Source organism: Kitasatospora sp. NPDC088134, assembly GCF_044741705.1.
Taxonomy (GTDB): Bacteria; Actinomycetota; Actinomycetes; order Streptomycetales; family Streptomycetaceae; genus Kitasatospora.
This window is the reverse complement of record NZ_JBIUTD010000001.1, coordinates 114,887-127,449: the sequence shown is the minus strand read 5'-3', so window position 1 is coordinate 127,449 and position 12,563 is coordinate 114,887. Positions and strand designations below refer to the sequence as shown.

The following is a 12,563-nucleotide window of genomic DNA, read 5'->3' as shown; positions in this document are numbered from 1 at the left end:
CTCCTGGGAGGGCGGTGCGGACGTTCGGGGGTGCTGCTCCGAGAAGCGGGTCAGGGGCGCTTGGACGCGGCGCCGGTGGGCGCCGCCCCGCGCAGCCCGGCCGTGGAGGCCGTGGAGGCCGTCGACTTGGCCGGGGCGCTGGGCGAGTTCTTCGGCTTGGCGGGGGAGGAGGAGGCGCCGCCGCCCGGCTTCGCCTCCGAGGAGGCGGTCGGCGCGGGCGTCGCGGGCGTCGTGGGCAGGGCCGAGGGGGAGGGCGCCGGGGCGGCCGGGGACCGGGCGGGCTGCGGCGGTATCCCCAGCGCGGGAGCGTCCGCCTGCATGCCGACCAGACTGCCGCCCATGGCGACCGCCAGCACCGCGCCGACCAGCGACACCGGCCAGCCCAGGCCGCGCAGCAGCCGGCCCCGCAGGCCCGATCCGTCGACGAACACCGGCTCGGGGAGCGCCTCTTCGGGGGCGGGGTTCGTACCGGGTGGAACGGGCTCCGCGGCGGGCACCGATCCGGCTTCGGGAGAAGTCATGACAGGGCACATGGTGCGGGCCTTTCGGAGCACGGCCCTCGGGCCGCAGGAGATTAGGGCGAACGCTAGTCCACGGACCTGAGGGGACCTTCGAAGAAATGGGAACTATGTCTGTTTTTGCGGCGATCTGACGCGGTGTTGTAATCGGATCGAGACGACTTCCGCCACGTATCGCCACGTACAGGTGCAGACCTGTGCACGGACCGTTGACCTTGGCTCATGCACGTCAGGAACCCGTCGGGGCAAGGGCGGTGCGCCTTGCGCGCCCCGTTAGGATGACCGCCTCACCGGAACGGCCGTCGACGCCCGCACAGCGGGCGGGCCCCACCGCACCGCCGCCGCGCCACCGCCGCGCCACCCAAGGAGCCCGAGTTGAGCCAGCCCCGCCGCACACCCCGTCGCCGCGCGTGGAGGCTCCTCGTGCTGCCGGCCCTGCTGGGCGCGCTCGCCGCCTGCTCCTCCGGCGCCCCCGCCACCGGCGGCGCGGCCACGGGGGCCAAGGGCGGCTCCGCGAAGGACGCCCCCAGCGCCTCGCCGACGCCCACCGGCCCGCCCGGGACACTGTTCGACACCTTCCACTACACCGGCGCCGACGACCCCGCGCTGGCCGCGCACGGCTGGGAGGTCCGGGCCGGCGCGGGCGGCCCCGGCATCAAGGACACCTGGTCCGCGGCCGGCGCCGGCTTCCCCGCCGACTCCACCGCCCAGGGCGGCCGGACCATGCAGCTGCGCTCCACCACCGACGGCACCAAGCAGGGCACCCAGCAGGTCGAGGTGCTGACCACCGGCGCCAACCTGCTCAACGGCACCTACGCGGCCCGGATCTACCTCAGCGACAAGCCGAGCACCGGCCGCACCGGCGACCACGTGGTGCAGACCTTCTTCCCGATCTCGCCCGCCGACTCCTCGGCGAACTACAGCGAGCTGGACTTCGAGTACCTGGCCAACGGCGGCTGGGGCGCGCCCGGCCCGCAGCTCGACACCACCAGCTGGTTCAAGGCCGACCCGCCGGACCGGGTCACCAAGGCCACCAAGCAGGCGTTCGGCGGCTGGCACCTGATGACGATCACCGTGATGGACGGCAAGGCCACCTACGCGATGGACGGCAAGGACCTGTACACCAGCTCCGGCAAGTACGTCCTGCGCGAGAAGGTGGACGTCCACTTCAGCAACTGGTTCATCGACCTGCTGCCCGCGATCGGCGGCAGCCGCAGCTGGGACATGAAGGTCAACTGGTTCTACTACAAGGCCGACCAGGCCGTCCCCGCGGCCGAGGTGCAGAAGACCGTGGACGGCTTCTACGCGGCCGGCACCGAGTACGTGAACACGGTGCCGAAGTCCTGAAAGCCGAAGTCCTGAACCCGGTGCCGGCCCCCGCGCGGGGGCCGGCACCGGGCCGGATCAGTGGTTGGCCGGGATCACCGAGGTCAGCCAGGTGAAGATGCCGGGGACCATCGGCTTCCACACGTCGCTGCTGTGCGCGCCGGTGGTCTCCTGCACGGTCACGGTGGTCGGCGCCTTCGCGGCGGCCTTCAGCGCCTCGCCGGCCTCCAGGCCGTCGCCCTTGTTGCCGCTGACGTAGAGCGCGGTCTTCGGCGGGGTCTTGGCGGACTTCAGGATGTTCAGCGGGTTGGAGACCTCCCGCAGGTGCGGGTCCTTCGCGGTCAGCGACTTCTCCTCGCCGGCCGGGTCGTTGTAGCCGGACAGGCTGACGCCCGCGCGGTAGCGGTCCGGGTGCTCCAGCGCCAGCTTGGCCGCGCAGTGCGCGCCCGCCGAGTAGCCGGCCACCGCCCAGCGGTCCGCCGACGGGTCCACCCGGAAGTTGTCCAGCACCATCTGCGGCACGTCCCGGGACAGCCAGGCGTCCGCGTTGACCTTGCCGGGCACGTCCGCGCAGCCGGTGTCGACGCTGTCGCCGAGCAGGTTGGTGCGCGGCGAGACCAGGATGAACGGGGCGACCTGCCCGCTCTGCATCATCGGCTTCAGCTGCTCGGAGACCCGCAGCGTGCCGAACCAGGTCTTCGAGGAGCCCGGCCAGCCCGGCAGCAGCTCGACCACCGGGAAGTTCTTGTCCTTGTACGCCGGGTCGTTGTACTGCGGCGGCAGCCAGACCAGCACCTCGCCGTCGACGCCGGAGACCGCGCCCTTCAGGTTGGTGGTCTGCACGTCGTTCGGGACCTTCGGGTCGCCGACCGGGTCGAACTTCTGGATCACCTTGCTGTGCTTGGCGTCGTTGCCGGGGGTGCCCGGCGCGCCGGACGCGCCGCCCGTCTCCGCCTGCACGTTCGGCACCGCGCGGACGTGGTTGCCGGTGCCCAGCAGGTCGTCCCAGCTGCCGTAGATCAGGTTGGCGTTGTTCACCATCACGAAGACCGTGGTGACCGCGGTGATCTGGCAGAACAGCAGCATCACGATCCGGGACAGCACCTGCACCGGGCGCGGGCCCCGGACCCGGCCCCAGAGCAGCAGCGCCACCACGATCGAGACCGGCACCAGGACGATCGTGAGGAGGAGGAACGGGGTGCCTGTCAGCTGCATCGGGGTCTCTCGCATCGGGTCGTCCGGCCGTCCGGGGCACGGTCCCCCGGTTCGCACATCACACTTGTCAGACTGCGTCAAACACACGATCAGTTGCTGCCGACACCCGGAGAAACCTGAGAGGAACATCACGTTTTCGTGAAAATCCGCTGTGCGTTCGTGGCTCAGTCTGCCAGTTCGCCGACGGCCGACCTCCACTCGGGCCGACCTTTTACCGAAACCAGGAGCATTCATCACGTGACCACAGCCAACGGCTCCGCCCGCCCCGTCCTGCCGAACCTGCTGGGCCTCGGCCCCCGCGCCGAACGCCGCCGCCGCACCCTGCCCGCCGGGCTGCTCCGCCTGCCGACGATCGGCGTGGACATCGGCGGCACCAAGGTGGTCGCCGGGGTCGTCGACGGCGAGGGCCGGGTGCTGGACCGGGTCCGCACCGAGACCCCCGACAAGAGCAAGAGCCCGAAGGTGGTCGAGGACGTCATCGTCGAGCTGGTGCTGCAGCTCGCCGACAAGCACGACGTGCACGCCGTCGGCGTCGGCGCGGCCGGCTGGGTCGACGCCGACCGCTCCACCGTGCTGTTCGCCCCGCACCTGAACTGGCGCGGCGAACCGCTCCAGCAGGCGCTCAGCTCCCGGCTGCGGTTCCCCGTCGTGGTCGAGAACGACGCCAACGCCGCCGCCTGGGCCGAGTGGCGGTTCGGCGCCGGCCGCGGCGAGGAGCAGATGGTGATGATCACCCTCGGCACCGGCATCGGCGGCGCGGTGGTCCGGGACGGCCGGGTCGACCGCGGCCGGTACGGCCTGGCCGGCGAATTCGGCCACATGCAGGTGGTGCCCGGCGGCCACCGCTGCCCGTGCGGCAACCGCGGCTGCTGGGAGCAGTACTCCTCCGGCAACGCCCTGGTCCGGGAGGCCCGCGAGCTCGCCGCCGAGGAGTCCCCGGTGGTCCAGCCGCTGCTGGCCCGGGCCGGCGGCAGCCCGCTCGGCATCACCGGCCCGCTGGTCACCGAGGCCGCCCGGGAGGGCGACGCCGTCGCGGTGGAGCTGCTCTACGAGGTCGGCCGCTGGCTCGGCGTCGGCATCGCCAACCTGGCCGCCGCGCTCGACCCCGGCCGCTTCGTGGTCGGCGGCGGCGTCAGCGAGGCCGGCGACCTGCTGCTCGGCCCCGCCCGGGACGCCTTCCGCCGCACCCTCACCGGCCGCGGCTTCCGCCCCGAGGCCGAGATCGTGCACGCCGCCCTCGGCAACGAGGCCGGCCTGGTCGGCGCCGCCGACCTGGCCCGCCAGGTCGCCCGCCGCTTCCGCACCGTCAAGCGCCGCCGCGCCCTGCCCGGCTGACCCCGCATTCGTTGACGCCGTGTCAACATCCGGTGAAACCGGCGCGGTTGGCCGAACGACCGGTTGTCCCGGGCCCGGCGGCTGTGGGAGAACGGGGGACCGACGCCGTCCCTGGGAGGCCGTATGCGCGCCCTCGCCCGTCTCGTCCCCGCCCTCGCCCTGGTCACCGGGCTGCTGGGCGCCGCCGCACCCGCCCGGGCGGCCCAGGCCCCACCGGGCAAGCAGCCGGAGGCCGTCGGGTGGGGCGGCGCGGTCGCCAGCGTCGACGCCGACGCCACCGCCGCCGGCCTGGAGGTGCTGCGGCGCGGCGGCAACGCGGTGGACGCCGCCGTGGCCACCGCCGCCGCGCTCGGCGTCACCGAGCCCTACTCGGCCGGCATCGGCGGCGGCGGGTACTTCGTCCACTACGACGCCCGCACCGGGAAGGTCGAGACCATCGACGGCCGGGAGACCGCCTCCCGCACCGCCGACAGCGCGCTGTTCCTGGAGAACGGCACCCCGCTGCCCTTCGCCGACGCCGTCACCAGCGGCCTGTCCGTCGGCGTCCCCGGCACCGCCGCCACCTGGCAGGAGGCGCTGCGCCGCTGGGGCAGCCGGAACCTGGACGAGGTGCTGAAGCCCGCCGAGCGGATCGCCGAGCGCGGCTTCACCGTCGACCAGACCTTCCGCGACCAGACCGCCGGCAACCAGGCCAGGTTCCAGGACTTCCCGGCCAGCCGGGCGCTGTTCCTGCCGGACGGGCAGCTCCCGGTGGTCGGCTCCACCTTCCGCAACCCCGACCTGGCCGCCACCTACCGGGAACTCGGCCGCACCGGCACCGCCGCGCTCTACCGCGGCCCGATCGGCGCCGACGTGGTCCGCACCCTGCAGCACCCGCCGGTCGACCCGGCCTCCGGCCGCAACGCCCGCCCCGGGAAGGTCGACACCGCCGACCTGGCCGCCTACCGGGTCCGGGTGCAGGAGCCCACCCACGTGACCTACCGGGGCCTGGACGTGTACGGCATCGCGCCGTCCTCCTCCGGCGGCACCACCGTCGGCGAGGCGCTGAACGTGCTGGCCGCCAACGGCGCCGCGAAGCTCACCGACCCGGCCGCCTACGACCACCAGTACCTGGAGGCCAGCCGGATCGCCTTCGCCGACCGCAACCGCTGGGTCGGCGACCCGAGCGCCGTCCAGGTGCCGACCCGGCAACTCCTCGACCCCCGCTACGCCGCCGCCCGGGCCTGCCTGATCGACCCGGACCGCGCCCTGACCAGCCCGCTCGCCCCCGGCGACCCCTACCACCCGGCGGCCTGCGCGAGCAGCGGGCAGCCGGCGGCCGAGCCGTACGAGGGGCAGAGCACCACCCACCTGACGGTCGCCGACCGCTGGGGCAACGTGGTGGCGTACACCCTGACCATCGAGCAGACCGGCGGCAGCGGCATCACCGTCCCCGGCCGGGGCTTCCTGCTCAACAACGAGCTGACCGACTTCGACTTCGCGCCGCTCACCCCGGGCGTGCCCGACCCCAACCTGCCCGGCCCCGGCAAGCGGCCGCGCTCCTCGATCTCGCCGACGATCGTGCTCAAGGACGGCCGGCCCTACCTGGCGCTCGGCTCGCCCGGCGGCGCGACCATCATCACCACCGTGCTGCAGGTGCTGACCGGCCGGGTCGACCGCGGCCTGACACTGGAGCAGGCCATCGCCGCGCCCCGGGCCAGCCAGCGCAACACCGCCGCCACCCAGGCCGAACCCGCCTTCCTGGCCTCGCCCGAGGCGGCGCGGCTGCAGGCGCTCGGCCACGTCTTCGCGGCCGTCCCGGAGATCGGCGCCGCCACCGGCGTCGAACGACACCCGGACGGCAGCTGGACCGCCGCCGCCGAACCGGTCCGGCGCGGCGGGGGAGCGGCGGCGGTGCTGCGGCCCGCCCGCTGACGGACCGTCGACTGCCGGGCGCTGTCGGCGCCTGGCGGTATGTTCGGACGGGGCGACCGGCCCGCGCGCCGGGGCCCCGTCCGTCCGTACCGCCGAGGGAAGGCCGCCGTGACCGTCCGCATCGCCACCTGGAACATCAACTCCGTCACCGCCCGGCTCCCCAAGCTGCTCGAATGGTTGGAGTCCGCCCGGCCGGACGTGCTCTGCCTGCAGGAACTCAAGTGCGCCACCGACGCCTTCCCCGCCGAGGCGGTCGCCGAGCTGGGCTACGAGTCCGCCGCGCACGGCGACGGCCGGTGGAACGGCGTCGCCCTGCTGTCGAAGATCGGCCTGGCCGACGTGGTCCGCGACCTGCCCGGCCAGCCCGGCTACCTCGCCGAGGACGCGCCGGCCGCGGTGGTCGAGCCGCGCGCCATCGCCGCCACCTGCGGCCCGGTCCGGGTCTGGTCGGTGTACGTGCCCAACGGCCGCGAGGTCGACCACGCGCACTACCGCTACAAGCTGGAGTGGATGGCCGCGCTGCGCGACGCCGTCCGGGAGGACGCGGCGGGCGGGCGCCCGTTCGCCGTCCTCGGCGACTTCAACGTCGCCCCCGCCGACGAGGACGTCTACGACGTCGCCGCCTTCGAGGGCCTCACCCACGTCACCGAGCCCGAGCGCGCCACCCTGACCGCCCTCCAGGAGATCGGCCTGCAGGACGTCGTCCCGCGCGCCCTCAAGTACGACCGCCCGTACACCTTCTGGGACTACCGGGCGCTGGCCTTCCCGAAGAACCGCGGCATGCGGATCGACCTCACCTACGCCAACAAGCCCTTCGCGGACGCCGTCACCGACACCTACGTCGACCGCGAGGCCCGCAAGGGCAAGGGCACCTCCGACCACGCCCCCGTGGTGGTCGACCTGGACCTGTGAGGTCCGTCAGGAGATCAGCGAGCCGAGGAGCGCCGGCAGCACGTCGCGCAGCACCGGGTTGGTGTTGACGCGGTCCAGGGCCGCCCAGGTGTACACCGCCAGGGCGAGCACCCGCAGCGGGTCGGTCTCCTCGTGCTCCCAGCCGCCGGAGCCGGTGCGGGCCACCGTCCGCCCGTCCTCCAGCAGTTCGGCGCGGGCCAGCCCCCGGCGGACGAAGCGGAGGGTGCGCCCGCCGCTGCGGAACTCCACCCCGCGGTGGGAGCGCCGGAGGCCGCCGCGCACTTCGATCCGCAGCTCGGCGCCCTCGACGCCGCCCACCGCACCCCGGCGCAGCCCGGCGCCCCGCGCCGCGTACAGCTCGAACCCGGGCAGTTCGGCGAGCTGCCGGCCGGCCAGACTCAGCGACCAGTCCTCGGGACCGTTGATCTTCGGCAGGCCGAAGGGGTCCTGCTTCAGCGGCCGCCGGAGCAGCAGCAGTTCGCCGAGCGGTGTGTCCGTCTTCGTCGTGAAGTGTTCCAGTGGCCCGAACCGCATCATGCCCCCCGTGGGTGAAAACCGCAGGGAGAGGCTAGCGGGCGAAGATCCGCACGTCGCTATTCTCTGAGTGTATAGACGCGGAGTGTACGCGCGGCGTAGCCTTCGATCATGAGCGTTCCCCTCACCCTGCTCGGGCTCCTCGAACGCGAGCCCAGCCACGGCTACGACCTCAAGCGCGACTACGACGCCTTCTTCGGGCGCGGCAAGCCGCTGCCCTTCGGCCAGGTCTACGCGACCCTCGGCCGCCTCGCCCGGGACGGCAAGGTGGTGGTCGGCGAACCCGAGGCCGGCGACGGCCCGGACCGCAAGCGGTACGTGATCACCGACACCGGGGCCACCGAGTTCGAGGAGTGGCTGCGCGAACCGGTCGCCGCCGAACCCCACCTGCAGACCGTGCTGTTCAGCAAGGTCGTGCTCGCCCTGATGCTCGGCCGCGACGCCGAGCAGTACCTCGACACCCAGCGCGCCGCCCACCTGCGGCGGATGCGCGAACTCACCGAGGTCAAGCGCACCGGCAGCCTGGTCGACGCCCTGCTCGCCGACCACGGCCTGTTCCACCTGGAGTCCGACCTGCGCTGGATCGACCTCACCACCGCCCGACTCGACGCCCTCGCCGCGGAGGTCACCCAGCGATGAGCCCCCTGATCGAAGCCCGTGCCCTCACCCTCGCCTTCGGCGAGACCCCCGCCCTGCGCGGCGCCGACCTCGAAGTGGAGGCCGGCGAGATCCTCGCCGTGATGGGCCCCTCCGGCTCCGGCAAGTCCACCCTGCTGCACTGCCTGGCCGGCATCCTCGCCCCCGACAGCGGCGAGATCCACTTCGACGGCCGCCGGATCGACCGCCTCGGCGAGCAGGAGCGCAGCACCCTGCGCCGCGACTCCTTCGGCTTCGTCTTTCAATTCGGCCAGCTCGTCCCGGAGTTGACGGCCGAGGAGAACGTCGCCCTGCCGCTGCTGCTCGGCGGCGCCAAGCGCGCCACCGCCCTCGCCCGGGCCCGCGCCTGGTTCCCCCGGCTCGGCCTGGACGGCCTGGAGGGCCGCCGCTCCGGCGAGCTCTCCGGCGGCCAGGCCCAACGGGTCGCCCTGGCCCGCGGCCTGGTCGCCGAGCCGCGCGTGCTGTTCGCCGACGAGCCCACCGGCGCACTCGACTCGCTGACCGGCGAACACGTGATGGACCTGCTGGTGGACGCCGCCCGCAGCCAGGGCACCACCGTCGTCCTGGTCACCCACGAGGCCCGGATCGCCGCCTACGCGGACCGCGAGACCATCGTCCGCGACGGCCGCGCCACCTCGCTCACCGGAAGGCTCACCCCGTGATCCGCCTCGGCCTGCGCCTCGCCGTCAGCGGCGGCCGGGACGCGCTGCTGCGCCTCCTGGTCACCGCCGCGGCCGTCGCCATCGGCGTCGGACTGCTGCTCACCACCCTCGCCGCCGTCAACGCCGTGCACACCCAGAACGACCGCTACGCCTGGTTCAACACCGGCCTCACGGCCGGCTCCCGGGTCGCTCCCGCCGATCGGGAGGCGGCGGGAACGACAGCCTCCGGCGGTGCGGCGGGGAATTCCGCCTCCGGCGGGGGTTCCGGCGTGGGAACGGGAGCCTCCGGCGGTGCGGCGGGAGGTTCTGCCTCCGGCGGGGAAGCCGGTGTGGGGAGTTCCGCCTCCGGCGGGGGTTCCGGCGTGGGAACGGGAGCCTCCGGCGGTGCGGCGGGAGGTTCTGCCTCCGGCGGGGAAGCCGGTGTCGGGGCGACGGCCTCCGGCGGTGCGGCGGCGAGTTCCGCCTCCGGCGGGGGTGCGGGCGCGGGGGCGACGGCTTCCGGCGGTGCGGCGGGAGGTTCTGCTTCCGGCGGGGAGTCCGGTGTGGGGAGTTCCGCCTCCGGCGGGGGTTCCGGCGTGGGGGCGACGGCCTCCGGCGGTGTGGCGGGAGGTGCTGTTGCCGGTGCGGGGGTAGGGAGTTCCGCCTCCGGGGGGAAGGCGCCGATGTGGTGGCTGACCCGGCGGGACGCCTTTCAGGGGCGGGAGATCGGGCGGGTCGACGTCGCGCTCACCGGGGCGTCCGCCGTGACCTCGCCAGGGGTGGACCGGATGCCCGCCGACGGCGAGTACTACCTGTCGCCCGCGCTGGCCCGGCTGGTCGACGCCACGCCCGCCGAGCAGCTCGCCGACCGCTTCGGCGGCCACCGGGTCGGCATCCTCGGCAAGGACGCGCTGCCCGCCCCGGACAGCCTCGTCGCCCTGGTCGGCCGGTCCCCGCAGGCGATGCGCGAACTGCCGGGCGCCGCCCTGGTGGACCGGATCGCCAGCACCTCGCCCGACCGGTGCGACGACTGCGTGGTCGGCATCAAGTCCAACGGCACCGCGCTGATCCTGACCGTCGCCACCGGCGCGCTGGTCTTCCCCGTGCTGATCCTGATCGGCACCGCCACCCGGCTGACCGCCACCCAGCGCGAACGCCGTTTTGCCGCGATGCGGCTGGTCGGCGCGACGCCCCGGCAGGTCTCGGTGGTCTCCGCCGTCGAGGCCGTCGCGGCCGCCGCCGCGGGCGTCGCGCTCGGCTTCCTGCCGCACCTCGCGCTGCGCGCCCCGGTCGCCGGGATGTCGCTGAGCGGCGACCGGTTCTTCACCTCCGACGTCACCCTGACGCCTCTCCAGGTCCTCGCCGTCGCGCTCGGCGTCCCGCTCGCGGCAGCCGTCGCGGCCCGGATCGCGCTGCACCGGGTCCGGATCTCCCCGCTCGGGGTGAGCCGCCGGGTCACCCCGAAGCCGCCCCGGGCCTGGCGGGTGGTCCCGCTGCTGGCCGGACTGGTCGAACTGGCGGCCTTCCTGGTCTGGCACCCGTCCTCGGTCGAGGGCCAGACCCGCGGCTACCTGTCCGCGTTCGGCCTGATCATGCTGGGTCTGGTGCTCTCCGGCCCCTGGCTGACCGGCCGGGCCGCCGCCCTGCTGGCTCGCCGCACCCAGCGCCCCGCCACCCTGATCGCGGTGCGCCGGCTCGCCGACAACCCGACCGCCGGGTTCCGCGCCGTCAGCGGCCTGGTGCTGGCCCTGCTGGTGATGACCGCGACCGTCGGCATCATCGGCACCATGACCGCCGAACGCGGCCTCCCCGAGGGCGGCCGGCAGTTCGACAACGTGCTGTCGGACGAACTCGGCAGCGGCTACACCCCGGACGGCCACTTCGAGACCGCGGGCCGGCCCGCGCCGCCCGAACTGCTCGCCCGCCTCCGCTCCGTCCCCGGCGTCACGGGCGTCCTGCTGGTGCACCCCATCGGCACGGTGGTGCCGATCGACGCCGGCGGGGAGGACCGGGCCTCCCAGACCGCGGACTGCCGGGAACTGGCGGACCTCCAGGTCTTCGGCCGCTGCGCGCCCGGCGCGGCGACCGCGTACGTGCCGTACATCTGGGCCGGGGCCCGCGACTACTCCGCCACCGTCTGGCCCACCGCCCCCTGGACCGCCGAACAGGTGGCCGCGCTCCAGGTGGAGAAGCTGGTGGTCGGCACCGACGGCTCGCAGGCCGCCGTCGAGCGGGCCCGCACCACGGTGGACGCCGCGTACCCGGCCGTCCGGCAGGCGATCACCCTGGCAGAGGGGAGGAACCTCTCCGGCGGCGAGCTGAAGGGCTACCAGCAGCTGGCGAACGTGGTGATCCTGGCGACCTTCCCGATCGCGGGCTGCAGCCTGGCCGTCGCGGCCGCCGCCGGACTCGGCGAGCGCAAGCGGCCGTTCAGCCTGCTGCGGCTGACCGGCGTGCCGCTGCGGATGCTGCGCCGGGTGGTGCTGCTGGAGTCCGCCGTCCCGCTGCTGGCGGTCTCCGCGGTCGCGGTCGGCGTCGGTCTGCTGGCCGCCGACCTGTTCCTGCGCTCGCAGCTGAAGTACACCCTGCACCCCCTCGACGCCGGCTACTGGCTCGCGGTCGCGGCGGGCCTGGCCGCCGCGCTGGCCGCGATCGGCGCGACCCTGCCGCTGCTGCGCCGGATCACCGGACCGGAGACGGCGCGCAACGAGTGACGGGCCGTCGGAAACCGTTCGGGCCCGGAGGAAACCCCGGCCCGAACGGCCCCGAACGGCCCCGAGGTGTCGCCGGGCCGGACAGCACTGCCTAGCGTGGTCGGCAACCGGGAGTAGCGGGATGCACACGGAGCCGCCCCCTCCCGCCCGACCCCCTGGAGGTACGGCATGCGCCCGACGCGCACCGCCGCCGCCGCTCTGCTCGGCACCACCGTCCTGCTCGGCCTGGCCACCGCCGCCCCCGCGTCCGCGAAGGGCAGCGAACCCGCCTGGGTCACCCCCGCGCAGGCGCAGCCCGGCCAGTCGGTCGCCGTCAGCGTGACCTGCGCGAGCAGCACCGAGAAGAGCGTCACCGCGACCTCGGCGGCCTTCGCCGGCGGCTCGACCACGCTGAGCGTGGGCCCCGACGGCAAGTACTCCGGCAACGCGACCGTCATCTCCGAGCAGGAGATGGCCGCCGCGATCGCCAAACGCAGCACCTCGGACTCCTCCTGGGGCATCGACGGCAAGTGCCCGAACGGCGACTCCTTCGTCGGCGCGGTCGCCGTCGCGGTCGCCTCCGCCGGGAGCGGCGGGTCGGCCGGCGCGGCCGGGGCGGGCGTCTGGGAGGGCGCCCGGGTCCCGCACGGCGGCGTGGAGACCGGCCTCGGCGGCTCGGTCGGCGTCGACGGTGGGCGGATCGCGACGGGCGGCGCGCTGGTCGCCGCGGGGATCGGCGGGTTCTGGCTGCTGCGCCGGCGGGGCGGCGCCCGCCGGACGCCCTGACCGCCGCCACCGCGACGCGCCCACCGCACGCG

At 74.5% G+C, this 12,563-nt stretch carries 11 protein-coding genes; 8 read left to right on the top strand and 3 right to left on the bottom strand.

Annotated elements, in window-relative coordinates:
- Positions 1–50: 50 nt before the first annotated feature.
- Positions 51–521 carry a hypothetical protein gene (locus ACIOHG_RS00470; protein ID WP_400943525.1) on the bottom strand — a complete coding sequence of 157 codons (471 nt, stop codon included), beginning with the start codon at positions 519–521 and terminating at the stop codon, positions 51–53.
- A 420-nt stretch (positions 522–941) separates the two neighbouring features.
- On the opposite strand from ACIOHG_RS00470, the gene ACIOHG_RS00465 reads away from it, so the two are divergent.
- Positions 942–1,865 (top strand): hypothetical protein, encoded by a 924-nt coding sequence (locus ACIOHG_RS00465; protein WP_400943522.1) that lies wholly within the window; start codon positions 942–944, stop codon positions 1,863–1,865.
- A gap of 57 nt (positions 1,866–1,922) precedes the next feature.
- Here the strand turns inward: ACIOHG_RS00465 and ACIOHG_RS00460 are convergent, their stop codons facing one another.
- The gene (locus ACIOHG_RS00460) at positions 1,923–3,074 is read right to left on the bottom strand and encodes an alpha/beta hydrolase (RefSeq protein WP_400943519.1); all 1,152 of its coding nucleotides are present in this window, start codon (positions 3,072–3,074) and stop codon (positions 1,923–1,925) included.
- A 222-nt stretch (positions 3,075–3,296) separates the two neighbouring features.
- On the opposite strand from ACIOHG_RS00460, the gene ACIOHG_RS00455 reads away from it, so the two are divergent.
- The 3 genes from ACIOHG_RS00455 to ACIOHG_RS00445 all read left to right on the top strand — a co-directional run bounded on the left by ACIOHG_RS00455 (position 3,297) and on the right by ACIOHG_RS00445 (position 7,220).
- Complete coding sequence (locus ACIOHG_RS00455; RefSeq protein WP_400943516.1) at positions 3,297–4,394, top strand: ROK family glucokinase; 1,098 nt, start codon at positions 3,297–3,299, stop codon at positions 4,392–4,394.
- A gap of 123 nt (positions 4,395–4,517) precedes the next feature.
- Positions 4,518–6,308: a gamma-glutamyltransferase gene (gene ggt / locus ACIOHG_RS00450; protein ID WP_400943513.1), complete on the top strand. Its 1,791-nt coding sequence runs from the start codon at positions 4,518–4,520 to the stop codon at positions 6,306–6,308.
- 108 nt (positions 6,309–6,416) lie between these two features.
- A complete protein-coding gene (locus ACIOHG_RS00445; RefSeq protein WP_400943510.1) occupies positions 6,417–7,220 on the top strand; it encodes an exodeoxyribonuclease III in 804 nt (267 codons plus the stop codon).
- 6 nt (positions 7,221–7,226) lie between these two features.
- Here the strand turns inward: ACIOHG_RS00445 and ACIOHG_RS00440 are convergent, their stop codons facing one another.
- A complete protein-coding gene (locus ACIOHG_RS00440; RefSeq protein ID WP_400943507.1) occupies positions 7,227–7,757 on the bottom strand; it encodes a hypothetical protein in 531 nt (176 codons plus the stop codon).
- Positions 7,758–7,865: 108 nt separating this feature from the next.
- Here ACIOHG_RS00440 and ACIOHG_RS00435 point away from each other — a divergent pair, with 108 nt between their 5' ends.
- From ACIOHG_RS00435 to ACIOHG_RS00420, 4 genes are all read left to right on the top strand, one after another.
- A complete protein-coding gene (locus ACIOHG_RS00435; RefSeq protein WP_400943504.1) occupies positions 7,866–8,393 on the top strand; it encodes a PadR family transcriptional regulator in 528 nt (175 codons plus the stop codon).
- Positions 8,390–9,073, top strand: a complete 684-nt coding sequence (locus tag ACIOHG_RS00430) for an ABC transporter ATP-binding protein (protein ID WP_400943501.1) — start codon at positions 8,390–8,392, stop codon at positions 9,071–9,073. Before ACIOHG_RS00435 ends, ACIOHG_RS00430 begins: the two co-directional genes overlap by 4 nt.
- Before the next feature lie 662 nt (positions 9,074–9,735).
- Positions 9,736–11,766, top strand: coding sequence for an FtsX-like permease family protein (locus ACIOHG_RS00425; protein ID WP_400943498.1), 2,031 nt, complete (start codon positions 9,736–9,738; stop codon positions 11,764–11,766).
- Between the two features lie 168 nt (positions 11,767–11,934).
- Complete coding sequence (locus tag ACIOHG_RS00420) at positions 11,935–12,531, top strand: hypothetical protein (protein ID WP_400943495.1); 597 nt, start codon at positions 11,935–11,937, stop codon at positions 12,529–12,531.
- Positions 12,532–12,563: the final 32 nt, after the last annotated feature.

Coding starts and splice junctions, on each gene's coding strand:
- ACIOHG_RS00430 (WP_400943501.1), top strand. CDS start 8,390: ATGAGCCCCCTGATCGAAGCCCGTGCCCTCACCCTCGCCTTCGGCGAG.
- ACIOHG_RS00425 (WP_400943498.1), top strand. CDS start 9,736: ATGTGGTGGCTGACCCGGCGGGACGCCTTTCAGGGGCGGGAGATCGGG.
- ACIOHG_RS00460 (WP_400943519.1), bottom strand. CDS start 3,074: ATGCGAGAGACCCCGATGCAGCTGACAGGCACCCCGTTCCTCCTCCTC.
- ggt (WP_400943513.1), top strand. CDS start 4,518: ATGCGCGCCCTCGCCCGTCTCGTCCCCGCCCTCGCCCTGGTCACCGGG.
- ACIOHG_RS00440 (WP_400943507.1), bottom strand. CDS start 7,757: ATGATGCGGTTCGGGCCACTGGAACACTTCACGACGAAGACGGACACA.
- ACIOHG_RS00470 (WP_400943525.1), bottom strand. CDS start 521: ATGACTTCTCCCGAAGCCGGATCGGTGCCCGCCGCGGAGCCCGTTCCA.
- ACIOHG_RS00420 (WP_400943495.1), top strand. CDS start 11,935: ATGCGCCCGACGCGCACCGCCGCCGCCGCTCTGCTCGGCACCACCGTC.
- ACIOHG_RS00435 (WP_400943504.1), top strand. CDS start 7,866: ATGAGCGTTCCCCTCACCCTGCTCGGGCTCCTCGAACGCGAGCCCAGC.